Here is a 17,306-nt window from a genome sequence, read left to right as displayed (position 1 = left end):
TTGCAAGTCAGGAGTCCTAATAGATAGAGGCGATGAGACTCGGGTACAGCGCGCGCACGGATGAGTTGGTGCGGAAACGGCAGAGTGTGCGAATGAGCCGGCGAAGATCGGTTCTCACGGTGGCTGACTGGACGGAGTTGAGCGGGTCGAGCAGACCCTGAGTCAGAGCGCAAGCGTGCTCAATCTCGCCGTTGGCGGCGTGCGCGCGGGCCCTGCGGATGCCGTAGCGTGCCTGGTTGCGCCAGGCGTGTGCCCTCAACCTGCCGCACTGCACGTCGAGCACCTCGGCGGCCTCGCGGGGGCGGCCGAGGTCGTACAGGCACCAGCCGGTGACCATGGCGACGGAGTCGGGAAGATTCGCGGAACCCAGCATGGGCTTTGACCCGTCATCGATGGCGAGCAGGTCGCGGGCCCGGTCGAGAGCGCGTGAACAGGCATAATGATCTCCTGCGAGCGCATGGCCCTGAGCCTCGCGCAGGCCGGCCAGTCCGCGGATCCTTCGGGTCGTATCGCTGGTCAGGGCCCGGTGGGCCAGCGTGATGGTCTGGGCGGCGTCGCCGCGATAGAAGGCGACGAGCGCGCGACGGACCAGCGCATACGATTCCACTTCGTGGTCCTGTCCCGCCGCGGCCAGGTCCACAGCCTGGCCCGTCCACCACAAGGCTGCCCGGTCGTCACCCAACTCCTGCGCCATCCATCCGGCGTACTCCGCGAAGCGCGCGCATAGGCTCAGCAACTTCACGCGAGCGGGTTCGCTGACCTGCTGCGTGATCTCTCTCAGTGTATTTGTCTGCGTTATTATCAGTGGAAGAACGAGGTCGGGCGGTGCAGTCTGGCCGAGTAGCCGGAGATTCTGTAGAGACGATTGAAAGAAGGTGAGCATCGCAGGGTCGACATGATTGGAGGTATTGCTGAACAGTGAGCTCGCCTCAGCCCCTAAAGTTTGTCTGCAGCTTACCTGCCATGAGCTGTCTTTCGTTTCGATAGTCGGTGGAGTGGTTAAGGCGGTCAGTGCGCCGTTGGCATTTAATAAGATATCGCATTGGCGGGCAAGCTCGATAGAAGGCTGTTTAAGTCCGTGCTCTATCTTGCTTAAGTATCCCTTGCTGTAATGCACTTGGCGTGCGAGCTGGGACAATGTCAGGCCTTCCGCGATGCGCAACCGGTGCAGCGTGGGGCCGAAACCGTCCGTTTGCCTCAATGAGTGCTCCATTTTCTGGCAGCCGAGAGGTTCAACATGCCGAGTCTCGCACAGTGAGCTGAAATGACAAGAAGTTTCCCGTTTCCCTTTTCATGATCGTTACCTATGAAGTGTCAGTGATTGCTGGGGATGGCGGGGGCAGTGTGGTGGGGTCTCGGGCGCGCTAAGATCACCTGAGGACTTTGGACTCCAACACATGTCGTCCACTCTGTCGGGGCGGGACAACAATATGGGAGATCCCGTATTTCGGGATCTCCCGGCGGAAGCCGACTATTCGCTCAATGCTTCGGCAATGCGTCGTTTCGCATGCTCGTCCTGACCGACGATGCACTTGGCATAGATCCTCAGCAGGACTTCGACGCTGTGACCTGCCCACTCGGCTACTTGGGTGGCGGGAACGCCTGCGTTGAGCCAGGTGGAGACGCAGGCGTGGCGGAGGTCGTAGACGCGCTTGGCCAGCGGTGAGCGTGCCTCACGCGGCGTCAGGGCCTTCTCGCGGGCTCTGCGCCAGGCTCGGCAGTAGGTGATACTCGGCAACGCTCCTCCTCGCACGCCGGTGAAGAGCCGTCCTTCGGGACCGGTGCCGAACTCGGCGAGGTGGTCGCGGAGAAGCTTGGTAAGGGCGGGCGGGCACGGAATGGTCCGCGTCTGGCCTTCGGTGCGGTGCTTGAGCGCGCGTTCCTCGCGCAGGCTGCCGTCATCGGTCCACTCGCGGCCGGCGAACGGTGCGGCGTTGGCGAAGTGCAGTTCCCCCCAATCGTCGGCGGGTTCCTCCATCTCGCCTGTCGCCTCATCTCTGATGAGATCGGGAATGAGCACGTTGTCCTCTCTGAGGTTGACGGCTTCCTCTGGGCGTAGAGCGGCGTAATACATCACCGCGAAGAACGCCACCAGCCGCTTCCCGCTCGGTTGCTGCTTTCCGACCTCGGCGAGCAAGCAGCGCGCCTGTGCATGATTGATCACGCCGCGCTTGTCCACCTCGTACGTGACCTTGGGCGGCTTCCACTTCAGCGACTTGATCGGGTTGGTGGTGAGGAGCTTCAGCTCTACGGCGTAGTCCAGGGCGTTCTGCAGGATGGTCTTGTTCCTGCGGATCGTGCTGGTGGCGGCGGGCTTGCCATCCAACCGGGTGTTGGCGACTTCGAGAACGGCGCGCAGCGTGGCGGGCTCTGTCAGTGCGGAAACGGGCATGGTGTTCTTGGCGAGCCAGGCAAGGACCTGAGCGGTTTCCTCGGAAGCCTCGGCACGCTGTTTCGTGTTGAATGCCCATCGGCGGATGGCGGTGCGGAGCGCGAGGTCGCTGGGCTTGCCTCTACTGCTGGAGAGCATGGCGGGTGTGGCGGCGGTGAGCGCGCGGGCTATGTCCTGGCGGTACTTCGCTGAGGCCGCCTTCCACTTGAAATCGGCGAACTTGCAGGCGAACTCGTACCAGGTCATTTCCGGTTGTTGAGTGCGTCCCCACTTCGCGGGCTCGCCCGTGGTCAGGTCGAACGGTTCACCTTCGCGGGCGGCGGTGACGAGGTTGCTGCGGTAGGCGTCTGCCTGGGCGCTTTTCTGGAAGGTCTTCTTCCATTCCTTCCCGGCGGTGGACCAGCGGACGCGGTAGGACGTGACCTTGCCCAGCGTGTTCTTGCGCACCTCGGTCTTGTAGAAGCGCACGTCGTAAGTGGTGTTCTTCATCAGGCGGCGTCCTCTCGCGAGTTGAGCCAGTTGTCCAGGTCAGCGAGCCGGATGCGGAGTGAGCCGTTCGGCAAGGTGACGCAGCGTGGGGCACGGCCCTTCTGCCGCCAGTCGTAGAAGGTGGAGCGGGAAATCTGGAGTTCGGCGCAGACCTCCGGGACAGTGAGCATCGCTCGGAGGCGGGTGACGGTGGCCATGAGGCGCGTTCCTTCCGGCATGTGATCGGTGCTGGGTGATGCCTCGGCGGTTGTGCTTGGCGGCTGGTCGCCGAGGGTGCTTGTGAGCGGTTCCGGAGGGGTGAGCCGTCCCAGCCGTCCCAGGGTCATTTCCGCAGGTCAAGCCTGGGACGGCTTGATTGGGTGGGACGGGTCATGCCGTCCCAGAGATGAGAGCCGTCCCGCTCTGACCTGCGGTGACGAGGCTGGGACGGCTGGGACGGGTCTCCCTGTCGATCGGGACGACGTCGGCCTCTGGGATGGGTCCGAGGGCTGGGCAGTAGCGGGCCCATGAGTCGGCGAAGTCGGCCCGCTGGTAGCCCTTGGCCTGCTGGCCGTTGGGGAAGCGGATGTTGGCTGAGCGGATGTCGTATTCGCGCAGCATCGTGCCGAGCTTCATCGCGGTCAGTCCGGCCGGGCCATGGTCGGCCCATTCGCTCTCGGGGTCGCTCTTGAGCCGTTCCAGCAAGACGGCGGTGGGCAGGGCGGTGTCCGGGCCGAAGGCGGTGCGGCAAGCGGTCAGTAGGCGTACGCGGGCCGAGGTCTGGCCGTTGTCGTCAGCTTCGGCGGTGAGCTGCAACGTGGCGGCGCGCGCCCGATCAGGCCAGCCACCCCCAGCGTGGTCAGCAACGATAATCAGAGGTTCCCAAGTGTCGGCGGCGCGGTCTTCGACCGGCATGCTCGGCTCAGCCTCCTCCAGAGCGGACAGGTCGGCGCGAAGCCACTGATGCAGATCGGCCGCCAGCTCGCGCAGCGGGGCGCGGTCGCGGCGGTGGCGGTAGGGGGCGGCGTTCTCTCCGGGAGCTCGGCGGCGCATGCGGACGACGACCGCGCGGTCCTCGATGGTGTCGGGCATCGCACCTATGCCGGCGAGTGCGGCCATGGCGAAGGTCGGGATGCTTTCCACGCGGTTGGTGGCGGCGTCGTAGCGCTTGGCCGGGCGGTTGCGCTGGTGCCCGGCATTCAGCAGGCCGCGCAGGTCCTCGTTGCCGTCGGCCTTGGGGCCGAAGATGGTGTCGGCCTCATCCACGAGCATGGTCGGCGGGTCCTCCGTGATAGAGCGGTAGACGGCGGCGCTGGAGGAGTTGACGGTGATGAACGGCTCGTGGCAGGTGGCCTCGACCACGTCCAGGAGCCGGGACTTGCCGCACCGCTTCTCCGGTCCGCGGATGACCAGTCGGGGCGCGTGGGCCCAGGCTGGTTGCGCGTGGGTGGCGGCGATCCACAGCGTGACGGCGTCGGCCGCCTCAGAGCTCGGCAGGATGACGTAGCGGACGAGTGCGGCGCGTAGTCGGTCGAGCAGGGCGGCGCCGGTGGGTATGCGGTCGTTCATGGCAGGTGCTCCTCGGTTGATGTTCATGCGGCCTGGCTACGGCGTGGCTGGGCTTTCATGCCTGCGGACAGGCCCGAGGCGATGACGGCAGCGATCTCGCGGGGCGGGTTCGGATCGCCTTCGGCGTTCGCGGCCTCGGCTGCGGACTGGAGGGCGGTGATGACGACCTCGGCGGGCAGCGCGCGGCGTGTGACGAGCTGGCCGAGGTTGAAGGCAGCGGTGTTGAGCGCGCGGTTGCGGGTGCCGCGTGGGGCAGTGGCCACGCGTTCGACCTCACCGCGTAGCGCGGCCTGGCCGTACTTGGTCAGCCGGTGATCAGGCAGGCTAGCCAGCAGATCGGCGGCGCTCAGCGAAGGCGGTGCGGCTGGTGCGAGCGCCTCGGCGAGCCAGGCCGGGAGCGGCGCGAGTGGTAGGTCGCGAATGATCTCGTACGGGCCGGTGCCGTCCGGCTGGGTGACGTGGCTGCCAGGACCGACGACGTAACCGCCGCAGGCGCGGGTGTCGATCAGCCAGCCGAGCCCACCCTTGTGGCCTGCGCTGTTGCGCAGCCGCAGCCCCTCGGGCGGGGCGAAGTAGAGGTGCGTGCCGCCGCGCCGGGTGCGGACGGTGAAGGTGTTGTCGGGGTAGGGCTGGGCGTGCTCAGCGCACAGCAGACGGAAAACCTGCTCTCCGTTCTGCGGGTGGTGCTGGGCGAGGCCTGCGGGCGGGTGCTCGCCGGGCTTGGGCTGGTCGAGGTCGATGACGACCAGGCGGGACGGGCCGCAGGCGATGCCGATGTTGTACGGCTGGCGCGGCCAGAAGGCGGCGATGCGGTCGGTGTCGGTGGTGGCGTGCCACTCCCAGTCGGTGAAGCCGCGCAACGGCTTCTTGCCACGCGGAGTGAGCGGGAAGACGTACCAGCCACGAGCAGCGGCTTGAAGGGCGGCGCGGGTCAAGTCAGGCCACCCCATTGGACGCCTCCTTGGCCGCAAGGAACCGCAGGCGGTAGCCCTCGGCAGGGACGTGCATGAGTGCGTCCAATGGGGTGGCGGCATGCGCGTCGAGCGTGAGCCGCTCCCGGCCGAGGCGGTTGAGGTCGTGCAGGTGTGGGCGCTGTGTGATCGTTTGGGTGTAGTGGTGGGAACGGGTGCTGGTCGGTGTCATGCTGGCAGTGCCTTTCCTCGTGATCGGGGTGGGTGGCCTCGGCGGTTGTGCTTGGCGGCTGGTCGCCGAGGCCGTATCCCGGTGGTGCGTGAGCGTGGCTAGAACGGCGGTTTGTCGCCCGTCGTGGCGGTGGTGGCCCATGCGTTGGGCGCGTCGCTGTTGTGGCTGGAAGTGGCCTTGCGGGTCGCTCTGGCGGGCTTGGCGGTGGCGAAGCGGAGAGACGGGCCGATCTCGTCCACGGTCATCTCGAAGACAGTGCGGTGTTCGCCCTCGTCTGTCTCGTAGGTGCGCATCCGGAGCTGTCCGGAGGCGATGACGCGGGTGCCTCGGGTGAGGGACTCGCAGATGTGCTCGCCGAGGTCGCGCCAGGCCGAGCAGCGCATGAACAGGGCCTCGCCGTCCTCCCACTGCTCAAGCTGCTTGTTGTAGACGCGCGGGCTTGAGGCGATCGTGAACGTGGCGACGGCCGTTCCGGTCTGGGTGAAGCGCAGTTCGGGGTCGTTGGTCAGGTTGCCGATGATCGTGATGGTGGTCTCGCCGGACATGGCGGGCTTCCTTCCTTCAGGCCGGAGTTAGTGGGTGCCGTCGCGGTACAGGCGGCGGAGGTAGACGTAGAGCTGCCAGCCGAGGCGGGGCCGCATGCCGGTGCCGTCGCAGGTGCGACAGGTGCGGTTCTTGCCGCCGGGGCGGCAGCGGATGCAGCGGCGCCAGGGCCACGTCAGGCAGACGATGATGTAACCGAGAGTGATTGACGGTAGGCAGACTGCTAGCAGGGTGAGGGCAGTGGCCATGTGGGCCTCCAGGGCCGATTTCCAGGGTTTCCGCAGGTCAGGGTCTAGGTGCTAGATCGCAGGTCGAGTGCGGTTTTGAGCTCTAGGCGGGCCTCTAGACCTAGAGGGGTCTGCCTCTAGGTCTAGAGGCAATCGGCTGAGCTATGAGGCCCTGCCTCTGTCACGCTGGGTGACGGCGGTGACGATGTCGTCACGGGTAATGCCGATGCGGTTCGCGCCCTTGCCGCAGCCCTCGGGTGTGCCCCACACCTGCATGGTCTTGATGCCGTACGGCTTGAGCGCCGTGGTGAGCTGGGCGGTCTTCGCGCCGCCCTCCAGGCGTGCCCACGCGCCGTAGACGTCGGGCCGCAGCTCGGCGAGGCGATCCACGATCGTCTCGTTCCACACCTTGGCCTCGGACGGCGGGACCAGGGCCAGGATGTCGGCGAGCAGATCGAACGTAGGCACGTTCTGCTCGGGCGTCTCGCCGAGGGCGTGCCCGCTTAGCGCTCCCGTGCTCGCCCGCAGCGCGTGAGCACGATCGGCGATGCGTTGGGTGGCGGGCGTGTCCAGATAGGCCGTGCGTACGACCTTGGGCATCGGGGTCGCGCCGAGTAGGTAACCGATACCGGCGTCCATCTTGGGTTGGAAGACGGTGGCGCGGATGCCGTTCTTGTAGGCGGACGTGCCGAGGATCATGTCGTTTTCGAGCTGGCCGGCGACTCGCAGGCAGAACCGGATGGTGACGTTCGCGCTGATGCCGGTGGGCAGGCTGTCCTTGTCCGGGCGCTGGGTGGCCAGCACCAGGATCACGCCGAGGGCGCGGCCGAGCTTGATGATGAACTCGGCGTCATCGCCCGCCTTGTCGCCGTACTCGGCGTGAGCGAACAGGTTCTGGCACTCGTCGAAGATGGCGACCAAAGGGTGCAGGCCCAGTGAGCGTTTGTCGGCGATCTGCCGGGTGACCTTCTTGTCCGGGCACAGATCGGGTGGCAGGGCCTTGAGCGCGGCGGCGCGGCGCATCACCTCCTTGCGGAGCAGGGCCAATGAGTCGGCGGCGTAGCCGATGGCCTCGTCCTCGATGCCGGAGACGTAGCGGTGGCAGTTCTGTTCGTGCGGGTCGAGGTCGCCGGTGCCCTTGAGTTCGTGGATCCACAGTTCGGCGCTCGGGTCGAGGGCCGCGCCGGAGGCGAGAACCCGCACGGAGGCGGTCTTGCCCTGGCCGGGCTGGGATCCGATCAGGATGTTCTGCTCAATGAGCGGTACGACGATGGTGCGGCCTCGCGGGTCGCAGCCGAACGGGATGCCCTTGAAGACGTCGTGCGAGCTGGTCTTGAGCAGCGGGGACTTGATGACGGTCTTGGACAGGTCCTTGTCCCCCACCCACAGGATCAGCCGTCCCTCGTGGATGGTCGAGTCGCCCTCGGGCCAGATGCAGCCCAGCGGGCGGCGTAGCGCCGAGGCCATGCGGTCGCGCTTGTCCATCACGTCGGCCACGGTCACGCCGTACGGCAGATCGATATCCGCGCGCCAACCGGGACCGTCCCGAGTAATGGGGGCGACGAACCGGATGGCGTCCTTCGGGTTCTTGGCGATGGCCTGGTTGATGCCCGCGATGCCGAGCACGGTCAGGGACCGGACGACGATGTCGCTGGTGAGCTTCTCCACCGTGGACGGCACGACCGCGCGGTTGATCAGCGGGCGGTCGGCGGGCTTGCCAAGGATGCCAAGCGTGACGATGGCGACCGCGAGCGCCATCCATTGCATGGCGGTCGGCTGCTTGGCCACCATGATGGCCACGATCAGCAGCGTCACCAGCGCAGCAGCGGAGACCAGTGCCCGCAGCCGCACACGCCGGTCTCGTTGCCTGCTGAGCTTGAGGTACGCCTCCGGGTCGGCCTTCTGGACGGCGGCCAGTCGCACCGGCTCGCCCTCCAGATCGAACGTCCACTTGAGGCTTCCGCCGACCAGCCGAAGCAGACCGCGGGGAGCGCGGGCGGTCAGCCGTCCGCCGTACAGCGGCACGCGGCAGACCTGGTATCCGGCCACGTGCAGGTAGTGGAGACCGACCCACTTGACGGTCTCGACCGCCTCACTCCGGGAGCGCAGCCACAGCGGGACGATCGGCTGTCGGCTGCGGGCCTTCGCCTCCAGCGCGGTCCGCCAGTCGGCGGCGGTCGGACCGGGTTGGTCGACGCGGACGACCGCGCCTTCGAGGACCGGTCCGTCCGCGCTCGCGGGGCTGTCCTCGTTGTCCTGCTCGGACCGGTCAGCGGGATTCTGTGGCTGACGTCCAGCGCGGGCGGCGTCCAGGTGGACGATGTCCGCGTCCTTGCCGTTCTCCTGGTCCGGAGTGGCGGACCGGTCCGGGTCCTTGTCGTCCTCGTGGTTGGGATTGTCCTGCTGGTGGGTCATGATGTGTGCACCTCGTTTGACTTGCTGGTCGCGGGGTCCTGGGGCGCGGTCGTTGTCTTGGCGGATGAGGCCGCGCCCCATGTGGCGGTCAGGGACGATAGGCGGTCGGACCGCTTCTCGTCCGGTCGGTCTGCGGGCGTTTCGGCAGCGGTCGGGGTGTGCGGTCCGTCCGCTTCGGTGAGGCCGAGTTCGGCGCGCCAGGTGGCGGCGAGCAGCTCGGTACGGTCCTCCGGGAACTGACGCTGGGCCAGTAGTTCGGCCAGCAGCATGGCGGTGATGGCCTGGTTGCGATCGAAGGTGCGTCCGGGGTAGCCGGTGACGCTCCAGAGGCGGTCGCGAAGTTCGGCCATGTTCGGGCAGTCGTCCGAGGTCATGTGCGTGTCGGTAATGGTCAGGGTCATCAGGCGGCCTCGTCTTCGCGTACGGGCGTCGCCTGTTTCGCGGAGCCCTCGCTCTTCAGCCGAGACAGAAGCGCTCCGGCCCGATCGGTAGAGATGCTCTGTCCTTGGCGGCGGAAGGCGTCTCGAAGGCGGTCACGGGTCAGAGGCTCGCCTTGTGCCCGGAGGTCTGCGGCGACGCGTCGTCCGAGGGGGACGAGGTCACCCACGTTCGGCGTTCGCGACGGGGACTTCTTGGCACGGGTGCTCTTCGGGGCTGGGCGCTTGCGCGGCGCGGGTGGCAGGGCTGGGGGGACGTTCTCCTGATCGACACGTACGGCTTCCGCCTGCAGCGGGATGTTTTTCGGTGTGAGTTCGCCGAGGTAGTACAAGGCTCGCTCTCGACGGGTGGCCTTCCAACGCCAGAGCAGGCCGTACCGGTCCTGCAGCTCTGTCTTGGCCAGGATGCGTTCGCGCTCGCGGCCGAGAGCCTCGGGGTAGCTGCAAATCTCCCAGAGCACCATGCGGCGCCAGAGCGCGACGGTCGCCATTGGGGCAAGCAGCCAGCGCGAGCGGCGAATCCCGTCCATGTGGTCGGGCTTGGCCAGGTCGGCGCGCTTGCGGATGACGTGGGCACCGACCTCGATGGCGATGACCCACAGCAGCGGGAGCAGGGCGTGGGCAACGACCGCGAACCAGTCGGTGCTACCCGGTGCGCTGAGGTAGGTGGCCACATTGAGGTAGACCGTCGCGCCGGTCAGCGCCCACGGCATGAACCGGAGCCAGCTCACCCGCATGCCGAGGCGGGCCAGCACGATGTCGAGCGCTGAGAACACGGCGATGCCCAGGTCAATGCCGAGCGGGACCGTCCACGCGAACCAGCCGAACGACGGGCCGGCGGCGTGTGCGACGCGCTCGAAGCTGTTGATGAACCCGATCAGTCCGAGCGCGCCGGTTACGGCGGCCGTGACGGCTACGGCTGTCCGCTCACCCTCGGTAAGGGGGCGGGGTGCGGTGTGGCAGACGTTCATGCGGCGATCTCCTCCGCGCAGTCGAGGCAGGTGCCGAGGTGGCGCGGCAGCACGTAGCCGACATCCAGCAGGCGCTCCGGGCAAGTACGCCGAGCCGCGTTCGCCTTCGACAAGGCGGCGCGCTGGCGAAGGGTCGCGGTGCGCTTGGGCAGAGCGAACCGGACGTCGTACAGGTAGGCGGTGCGGACGCCGGGCGCACCGTAGCGGCGGGAGCACCACAGCACTTGAGCCTGTACGCCCTGGCCGCCAGGCCGCAGCCCTTCGGCGGTGAGCTGGCGAAGGGTGCGCAGGTGCGGCGGAGCCATCTTCCACGGGTAGGTGGGGATGCTGTACCGGTCGCCGGTCGGGTCCCAGAAGCGGGCGCGGACGCGGCTTGCCATCAGGCCACCTCCAGGTCTTCCATCTCGGCGGTGTGCTCGGCCACCTCGGCGGGCGTCCGGCCCGCCCAGATGCCCGTGGTCGGGCGCGTCTCCAGCGCGTAGACGTCGCAGAACAGCCGCGCCGGGCAGGTTGCGCAGACCTCCCGGGCGACGGCCTCGCGGGCGGCGCGTTCCTCGGTGGTCTCGATCGTGAGCCGAGGGCCGGTGTGCAGCTCGGGGTCGTAGGTGCATTCGGGGAGCGGCGTTTCACCGTCCACGCGCCAGGTCGCTTCGACTTCGGCGAGCGACATGCGCGCCGGATGGATCGGACGGTTGATGTTGTGTCCCACTGGTGGGTCTCTCTTCCTGCGGTTAGTTGCTGACGGTCTGGACGAACCGCGCGAACGACTCGGACGCGCTCATGACCAGGTGCGCCGCCGCCTTGACGATGGTCGCCGCGCCCTCCGGGTCCTTCAGGGCGTAGAGGACGGCGCAGATCATGAGGACGGTCGGGAGCACCTTTCGCGGACGGACAAGCATGGTGAGCCCTCTCGGTTCGAGAACCTGCGAGCAGGTTCTAAGAGACATAGAACATGTACAGTCACTGAGAGTCAAGTCCACAGCACCGGTCGCGTTGGGTTGCTGCGGGTCTTGCCTCGCTCGTTCCTGCTGACTCAAGGATTCCTCGCCGCACGCTGCGGCAACACTGTGATCACCCCCGGGACTGAATGCACAGGGGGTGCTTTTTAGGGGTGATCTGGCCCTTGACCAGGAGAAACATCCAGACCAAATTTGTGGAGTTCGAGCCGCGGAAGCCTTGTCCGCGCCATGATGCGAAGGCGCGGATATATGGAGGTGAACGTGTCTCGAATGCCCAATGTTGCGCTCGCGCAGGCTATGCGACGTGCGGATTGCTCAAATTCGGGACTTGCTTCACGAGTGCGGCAAATTGCCCAGAAAGACGGCATAAGTCTGAGCTGCACCCATGTGGACGTCAAGCGCTGGCTTGATGGCGTGAAGCCTCGGTCGGCGACGGCACGGTACATCGCAGAAGCCCTCTCTCAGAAGGCCGGCGTGACGTTCTCGTTGGATGACGTCGGCTTGGGGAGCGTCGTCACTCCCGAGACGCTTGAAGCCACCCTCGCCCACGGCGGCGGGATATCCGACGTCGGAAGCCTGCTGCTGGGCCTTACCCGGCGCGACCTCGCCGATGATCCCGTAGCCCTGGAGTCCGTGATCGTGCCGGACGCCTGGAACGAGGCCCTGATCGCGTGGCTGCTGTCACGGCCTGAGCCGCATCAAGCCAGGGCGAACGCCCGGCCATCTGTAGGTGTGTGGGACGTCCATGCGATCCGGGTGACAACCGAGATCTTCGCCAACATGGGATTCCAGTTCGGCGGGGGTCACGCGCGTTCTGCGCTTATTCAGTATTACAACCGCGAAGTCGTCCCGATGCTCAACGGAAAATTCACCGAGCCGGTTGGGCGATCGTTGTACGCGGCGGCTGCGGAAATCACCGAGCTGGTTGCCTGGACGGCTTACGACCTGGGCAGACACGGGCTCGCTCAGCGGTATTTCCTGCAAGGGCTACGCCTCGCGCAGGCGTCGGGTGACCGCATGATGGGCGGTCTCCTGCTCGCCGATATGAGCCATCAGGCCAACTACCTCGGTCGCTACAACCAGGCGATACAGCTTGCGCGAGCAGCGCAGGAAGGCTGCAAGGACGTCTCCACTGCCACGCCCATGGCCCTGTTCCACGCCATGGAAGCGCGAGCCCACGCAGGAAACGGCGATGAGGCCCAGTGCGCACGCGCCTTGCTCCAGGCCGAGACGTATTTCAGCAAGCGCAAGGTGGACGATGACCCGCCATGGTCACGCTATTTCGACGCCGCCGAGCTGGCGAGTGAGGGCGCGCACTGCTACCGCGACCTCAGAATCCCTTCACAGGCCATGGATTTCGTCGGCCAGGCCGTCGATCTCTGCGACCCGATGTACGTGCGGACGCTCGCCTTCGACCGCCTCGTACAGGCAGCCAGCTACGTCCACATGGGGCAACCCGCGAAAGCCGCCTTGGTTGCGCTAGAAGCCATCAACCTGGCCGGGCCACTCAAGTCCGCGCGTTATCTCCGGTACGTTCGAGATCTGAAAGCCGACCTCGCAGGCTTCGACTGCGAAGATTCGGTCAGGGCCTTCAACACCCTCATCGCAGAGAAATATCCGTCCCTCGGTGGCTAGAAAGCCCGCCACTGACGAGGCGCGTCCGGATTCTGCAGGCAGAAAAGGCGGTTGCGAAACTCCCGAGCGATGTCCTCATCTTCATTGACGTTCTGCATCAGCCATGTCGTCATCTTCAACTCGTTGATGTCTCTGAGCACGGGATAGCCCTCCCATGCCACGACGTCAAACCCGTAGCGCTCCGCGAACTGGTCATATTCGGCACGGGTACCCCAGCCCAGGGAGTGTTCGATGGCTGTGACGGCGAGATCGGTCTCAGGAGGGCCGAAGGCGAAACGCTCGAAGTCGATCAGCACGACGGCGCCTTCGGTGGTCTTGATGAGGTTGTCCGAGTGCGCGTCACCATGCAAGGCGCAGGCGGCCAGGGGGAAGTGCAGGGCCTCGTAGGCTGTCTGGAGCTGCTGGTACCTCGTGAGCAGGAACTGGCGTTCCTGGTCGGTGAGGACACTGGCCGCGGAGATGCGTTCCGAGACGCGCCCAAGGATGTCGAGCTGTGGCAGCGCCAGATCTTCCGGAACCGGCATCCGATGCAGAGCCCGCAGAACCTCGGCTAGGTCAGTCAAGGTCGCGGCACCACCGCCGCTGTCGATGAAGCGCCACAGCGTGACGGGCCTCTCCCTGACAACGAGAGGTTGGGGGTGATGCGTTGTCCGCGCCGCTGGCAGTCCCGCTTCATGAAGCCAGGCAGACACAGCCACTTCCTTGCGAGCGTCGTCAAGAACGTCCAGGCTCCGCGCGATGCGTATGACGACCTGTTCGGCCGCAAGAACGAAGAGGGCATTCTCGCCGAGGCGAATCAGCCGCGCGTCCTCGCTCGCGAGGCCGGCGACCTTGCATGCCTCTTGAAGAGTCGCCTGTGCTTCCTGAGAGGTGAACGGGGCTGCGGCTGGCTGGAACACGGTCACTATGAACCCTTTGGTTGTGTCTTGACCACGCGGCCTTTACCGGCCCGCTTCTCGACTATCCCCTCTGCTTCTAGCAGCGCGAACGCTCGTCTGACAGTGATACGGCCAACGCCTCGCTCTTGGGCCAGTGCAGTCTCTCCAGGGAGCACGGCACCTATGGCGAACTGACCACTGGCTATCTCTCGTCGTAGGGCAGCGGCGACGTCGTCAGCGCGTGTATGCGCATGGTCGGGCCCGCCGACGAACCATCCCCTCCCGTGGATGGAGGTGATCGTCTGTTCAGAGGCAAGCAACTGGAACGCCTGTCGGACAGTGCCCTTCGAGACGCCATACTCCTCCGCGGTCGCGGCTTCACCCGGTAGCTGTTGGCCGGCCGCGAGTTCGCCGCTCTCGATCCGCTTGCGCATCGCCTCGGCGATCGTCTCGTACTGCGTCGAGGCCGCACGGCGGTCTCCTGACGGCGCTTCTCCAACCACCCGACGTCCACGGCCTGCCTCGCTGGCCACCAGGCCCGCCCGCTCCAACTCGGCGACGGCTTGGCGTACGGTTCCTCGTGCCACGCCATACGTGCGGGCAAGGATCGCCTCAGAAGGCAGCATGCCGCCGGCGGGGGGATCTCCGTCACGGATACGACGGCGGATATCCTCGGCTATCCGAACGTAGGTGGGCCCATCTGTCGCCTTGCTCATCGCGCTCCCTCGCCGAGGCACATCGTCTCTAGGGTAGGGCGGACAGGGCAGGACCTGCGGAGTAACGCGGCTCCACGTCTTCTCTCGAAGTCTTCCCCTCCGTGGGGCCACAGACGCGATGCGGCGCCAGATTGAGCCAACAAGTCTTACCGAGGTCTCCGAGCTCGGATTATGAGGGCTCCGGCGCTCTACGCATCTTTTGACGCAGCGCTTACGGCAGATGCCGGTGACCGCTCAAGCCGCGGACTCTTGCCCAGCCTCGCGCCACCGCGCCACCCGGCGTCGATGTCAGCAGCGTACGGATCTCTACAAACATGGTCCTTCTCGAACTCCACGATGAGCATCATCCAAAGCTCACGCGCGTGCTTGTAGCGTCCCCTACCAGCCTCCTTATAGCCCCCGGCCTCTGCAGCACGGAGAATCAAGAACTGCCCACCCTGGCTTGCCCACTCGTACACGCCGCAGCACGACGTCTCAGTGATCCGAAGGTGGTCCTTTTGAGGGCGCACATAGGGTTCCCACCGCAGTACCGGCAGGTCAGGGGCCGACATGGCCGCTCGGTACTTCTTCGGCGTACTCCTGGAGGTAGCGGAAGACGTTGCGGCGGCATCGCTGCCATGCACAGGCGAAGGCGAGTTCTAGCAGCGTGTCGGCTTCGAGCTGCAGCTTGACGCCATAGGCGATCTCGTCGGCGGTCAGCTTGGGCAGCGGCCTCGCCCGCCAGACGCCGAGCTGGTCGCGCCACACGTAGAAGCGTCTGAACGCGCCGCGCAGGTCGTGGGGCGAGACGCCGAATACGGAAGTCATGCGGGATTGATCTCCCCGTGTTGCCTTGGGCAGGGACGTCAGCCAAAAATCCTCTCAGGCTGACGTTTGCCCACGTTAACTCTAGGGCCTCATGGCTACAAGGCTCATGGCAACATAGCCGCGTGACACTTGTGTGCTGTGATCGACTACAGCTCTGGGGTGCCGGTGTATCGGCAGGTCGCCAACGCGATCCGCGACGACATCACCGCCGGCCGCTACCGCCCAGGGGCGTGGTTGCCCTCAGAGGCCCAGCTCGCGCAGATGTACGAGGTGGGGCGCGACACCGTCCGAGAGGCGCTGGCCTATCTCAGGGCGGAAGGCAGGATCACAACGGTTCGAAAGCGTGGCTCAATGGTGGCCACTGAACCGACGCGTGAGGCATATGAGGTCCTACCTGGAGCCCGCGTCATCGCTCGCATGCCGACACCAGACGAACGGGCTGAACTGGCCACACCGGCAGAACTGCGCGAGTTTGGTGGAGTACCTGAGGGTGTGCCGGTCTTGGAGATCATTCCGGGGGCGCGGAAGCATCGACGAGTGCTGCGCAGTGATCAAGTGGAACTTTTTGTGGCTGAACCATTCTCCAAGGAGTAATGTTCGCTGAACGAGGACGGGCCTCGCCCTCTGTAATAATCAAGTTTCCTTGTGTTTAGAGCTCGATGCAGCCGTAGCCGCCCCCTATATAGGCGAGCGGCTGCATCCACGTTGATACGCGGGAGGAACAGTGGCACGGCGAACCTTTTTCAGCTTCCACTACGGGCTCGACGTCTGGCGGGCCGCCCAAGTTCGCAACAGCTACGTAGTTGGGAACGAGACTGGACCTAAATTTATCGAGGCGGGACTTTGGGAGGAATCTAAACTCAAAGGTGATGCTGCGCTCATGAAACTGATCAACGACGGCCTATATAATACGACAGTGACGGTCGTGCTCATCGGCAGTCAAACTTCGCAACGGCGATGGGTGCAGTACGAGATTCAGCAGAGTATCGCGCGCGGCAACGGGCTTCTCGGGGTGTACGTCCATAACATCAAAGATCAGTATCAGAGAACCGCCCCAATGGGGGCCAATCCGCTTCCGGCGGGATATGCTACATACGATTGGGTGCTGCATAGCGGGTATGTGAACATCGGCACTTGGATAGATAAAGCATACTCTGAGCGCTGAATAAGTTAGGGTGATTGTGAGCCAGGAAGAGTGTGAGTTCTGCGAGATAGCGCAGGGTAGGCAGGCGGCAGAGGTTATCTATCGTAGTAGAAGCACTCTGGCGTTCTTTCCCCTCAGCCCGGCCACTCCTGGCCATACCTTGCTTATCCCAGTAGAGCACTTCGAGGATTTCTTTGCTCTCAGGCCGGAGATTGCACAAGAACTCACCCATGCTGCGCTGCTCGTTGCGAAGGCGCTCCGTGGCGCGCTTGAGCCTGCAGGTATGAACATCATCACTTCTGCCGGGCAGGCGGCGACGCAATCAGTCTTCCATCTACATATTCACCTTGTTCCGCGCTGGCTAGGTGACCGTATGGGAAGTATTTGGCCGCCACCTGGCCAGCGGGTGGAGGATCAGACTGAACGGCGGCAACTAGCGGAACGGATTAAGGACATGTTGCCGGGCAAGCTGTGAGCGGCTCACTTAAGCAGGCTCCAAGCGAGTAGGCCTATTCCAACGCTTAATATCGTCCCATAGAAGGGAAGGATAGTCTTAGACAAGAGTACTTTGCGGGTGGAGTGCTTTTTGGCGTACGGCTGTATGTTCATCGAGAAGGGCTCGGTCTCGATATCGGCTTTGCGGACATCGTCGTAAAGGCAACGAAATAGACGCTCTTGCCGAAGGAAAAATGAATCTAGATACCAAAAGGCGATCGCTGGAATGAGGGAGGTTGCGGCGACGCGCCAGTTGAGATTATTGGCTGTATATGTGTAAAAAGCAGCGGCAGCGGTAATGGTCCAACCCTTTATAACAAAAGAGTTAGCAGAGAATCTTGTCACGATATTTTGGATGAACTCTAGATGTTTGATTCTTTCGCTGCTAAGGCTCTCGTCCCGTTGCTGCTTACCTGACACATTCTTAGCCATCCACTTCCGCATGTTGAGATACTAGTCGATCATGGGGACGTGTCATAGGGCCGCTTTGCTTCAACGGCAGCAACC

Annotated in this window: 21 protein-coding genes; 4 read left to right on the top strand and 17 right to left on the bottom strand. The window is 64.9% G+C overall.

The genetic code is table 11. From position 1 onward, the window contains the following. Positions 1–16 precede the first annotated feature (16 nt). The 13 genes from AB0J53_RS29520 to AB0J53_RS29460 all read right to left on the bottom strand — a co-directional run bounded on the left by AB0J53_RS29520 (position 17) and on the right by AB0J53_RS29460 (position 11,064). Positions 17–1,201 carry a helix-turn-helix transcriptional regulator gene (locus AB0J53_RS29520; protein ID WP_364178494.1) on the bottom strand — a complete coding sequence of 395 codons (1,185 nt, stop codon included), beginning with the start codon at positions 1,199–1,201 and terminating at the stop codon, positions 17–19. Between the two features lie 270 nt (positions 1,202–1,471). Continuing rightward, positions 1,472–2,881, bottom strand: a complete 1,410-nt coding sequence (locus AB0J53_RS29515; RefSeq protein ID WP_364178491.1) for an integrase — start codon at positions 2,879–2,881, stop codon at positions 1,472–1,474. Then, entirely contained in the window at positions 2,881–3,078 is a 198-nt protein-coding gene (locus AB0J53_RS29510) for a helix-turn-helix domain-containing protein (RefSeq protein ID WP_326636314.1), read from the bottom strand. Before AB0J53_RS29510 ends, AB0J53_RS29515 begins: the two co-directional genes overlap by 1 nt. 172 nt (positions 3,079–3,250) lie before the next feature. Beyond that, positions 3,251–4,456 carry a DUF3631 domain-containing protein gene (locus AB0J53_RS29505; RefSeq protein ID WP_364178488.1) on the bottom strand — a complete coding sequence of 402 codons (1,206 nt, stop codon included), beginning with the start codon at positions 4,454–4,456 and terminating at the stop codon, positions 3,251–3,253. Further along, entirely contained in the window at positions 4,453–5,364 is a 912-nt protein-coding gene (locus AB0J53_RS29500; protein WP_364178485.1) for a bifunctional DNA primase/polymerase, read from the bottom strand. The genes AB0J53_RS29505 and AB0J53_RS29500 overlap by 4 nt, the downstream gene beginning before the upstream one ends. Before the next feature lies 1 nt (position 5,365). Beyond that, the gene (locus tag AB0J53_RS29495) at positions 5,366–5,572 is read right to left on the bottom strand and encodes a hypothetical protein (protein WP_364178482.1); all 207 of its coding nucleotides are present in this window, start codon (positions 5,570–5,572) and stop codon (positions 5,366–5,368) included. Positions 5,573–5,670: 98 nt separating this feature from the next. Continuing rightward, complete coding sequence (locus AB0J53_RS29490; RefSeq protein ID WP_364178480.1) at positions 5,671–6,117, bottom strand: single-stranded DNA-binding protein; 447 nt, start codon at positions 6,115–6,117, stop codon at positions 5,671–5,673. 387 nt (positions 6,118–6,504) lie between these two features. Next, entirely contained in the window at positions 6,505–8,757 is a 2,253-nt protein-coding gene (locus tag AB0J53_RS29485; protein ID WP_364178477.1) for a cell division protein FtsK, read from the bottom strand. Further along, entirely contained in the window at positions 8,754–9,158 is a 405-nt protein-coding gene (locus AB0J53_RS29480; protein WP_364178474.1) for a hypothetical protein, read from the bottom strand. Before AB0J53_RS29480 ends, AB0J53_RS29485 begins: the two co-directional genes overlap by 4 nt. Further along, positions 9,158–10,165: a DUF2637 domain-containing protein gene (locus AB0J53_RS29475; protein ID WP_364178471.1), complete on the bottom strand. Its 1,008-nt coding sequence runs from the start codon at positions 10,163–10,165 to the stop codon at positions 9,158–9,160. The genes AB0J53_RS29480 and AB0J53_RS29475 overlap by 1 nt, the downstream gene beginning before the upstream one ends. Then, complete coding sequence (locus tag AB0J53_RS29470; RefSeq protein ID WP_364178468.1) at positions 10,162–10,545, bottom strand: RRQRL motif-containing zinc-binding protein; 384 nt, start codon at positions 10,543–10,545, stop codon at positions 10,162–10,164. The genes AB0J53_RS29475 and AB0J53_RS29470 overlap by 4 nt, the downstream gene beginning before the upstream one ends. Further along, positions 10,545–10,835, bottom strand: coding sequence for a WhiB family transcriptional regulator (locus AB0J53_RS29465; RefSeq protein WP_364178465.1), 291 nt, complete (start codon positions 10,833–10,835; stop codon positions 10,545–10,547). Before AB0J53_RS29465 ends, AB0J53_RS29470 begins: the two co-directional genes overlap by 1 nt. A 61-nt stretch (positions 10,836–10,896) precedes the next feature. Then, the gene (locus AB0J53_RS29460) at positions 10,897–11,064 is read right to left on the bottom strand and encodes a hypothetical protein (RefSeq protein ID WP_364178462.1); all 168 of its coding nucleotides are present in this window, start codon (positions 11,062–11,064) and stop codon (positions 10,897–10,899) included. Between the two features lie 309 nt (positions 11,065–11,373). On the opposite strand from AB0J53_RS29460, the gene AB0J53_RS29455 reads away from it, so the two are divergent. Further along, positions 11,374–12,759: a hypothetical protein gene (locus AB0J53_RS29455; RefSeq protein WP_364178459.1), complete on the top strand. Its 1,386-nt coding sequence runs from the start codon at positions 11,374–11,376 to the stop codon at positions 12,757–12,759. Here AB0J53_RS29455 and AB0J53_RS29450 read toward each other — a convergent pair. From AB0J53_RS29450 to AB0J53_RS29440, 3 genes are all read right to left on the bottom strand, one after another. After that, on the bottom strand, positions 12,756–13,664 hold the full coding sequence (locus AB0J53_RS29450) for an aminoglycoside phosphotransferase family protein (RefSeq protein ID WP_364178456.1): 909 nt from the start codon (positions 13,662–13,664) through the stop codon (positions 12,756–12,758). The genes AB0J53_RS29455 and AB0J53_RS29450 overlap by 4 nt on opposite strands. Continuing rightward, on the bottom strand, positions 13,664–14,353 hold the full coding sequence (locus AB0J53_RS29445; protein WP_364178453.1) for a GntR family transcriptional regulator: 690 nt from the start codon (positions 14,351–14,353) through the stop codon (positions 13,664–13,666). The genes AB0J53_RS29450 and AB0J53_RS29445 overlap by 1 nt, the downstream gene beginning before the upstream one ends. Before the next feature lie 537 nt (positions 14,354–14,890). Beyond that, positions 14,891–15,160 carry a hypothetical protein gene (locus tag AB0J53_RS29440; RefSeq protein ID WP_364178450.1) on the bottom strand — a complete coding sequence of 90 codons (270 nt, stop codon included), beginning with the start codon at positions 15,158–15,160 and terminating at the stop codon, positions 14,891–14,893. 138 nt (positions 15,161–15,298) lie between these two features. On the opposite strand from AB0J53_RS29440, the gene AB0J53_RS29435 reads away from it, so the two are divergent. The 3 genes from AB0J53_RS29435 to AB0J53_RS29425 all read left to right on the top strand — a co-directional run bounded on the left by AB0J53_RS29435 (position 15,299) and on the right by AB0J53_RS29425 (position 16,779). After that, positions 15,299–15,754: a GntR family transcriptional regulator gene (locus AB0J53_RS29435; RefSeq protein ID WP_364178447.1), complete on the top strand. Its 456-nt coding sequence runs from the start codon at positions 15,299–15,301 to the stop codon at positions 15,752–15,754. Positions 15,755–15,884: 130 nt separating this feature from the next. After that, positions 15,885–16,325, top strand: a complete 441-nt coding sequence (locus AB0J53_RS29430; protein ID WP_364178444.1) for a TIR domain-containing protein — start codon at positions 15,885–15,887, stop codon at positions 16,323–16,325. A 10-nt stretch (positions 16,326–16,335) separates the two neighbouring features. Continuing rightward, positions 16,336–16,779: an HIT family protein gene (locus AB0J53_RS29425; protein ID WP_364178441.1), complete on the top strand. Its 444-nt coding sequence runs from the start codon at positions 16,336–16,338 to the stop codon at positions 16,777–16,779. 5 nt (positions 16,780–16,784) lie between these two features. On the opposite strand, the gene AB0J53_RS29420 is transcribed toward AB0J53_RS29425, so the two are convergent. Further along, positions 16,785–17,243, bottom strand: coding sequence for a hypothetical protein (locus tag AB0J53_RS29420; protein WP_364178438.1), 459 nt, complete (start codon positions 17,241–17,243; stop codon positions 16,785–16,787). Positions 17,244–17,306: the final 63 nt, after the last annotated feature.

This window comes from Nonomuraea sp. NPDC049725 (assembly GCF_040674795.1).
In the GTDB taxonomy this organism is placed as follows: domain Bacteria; phylum Actinomycetota; class Actinomycetes; order Streptosporangiales; family Streptosporangiaceae; genus Nonomuraea; species Nonomuraea ceibae.
Note: the sequence above shows the minus strand (reverse complement) of the source record. Positions and strands in the feature narration are given on the sequence as shown.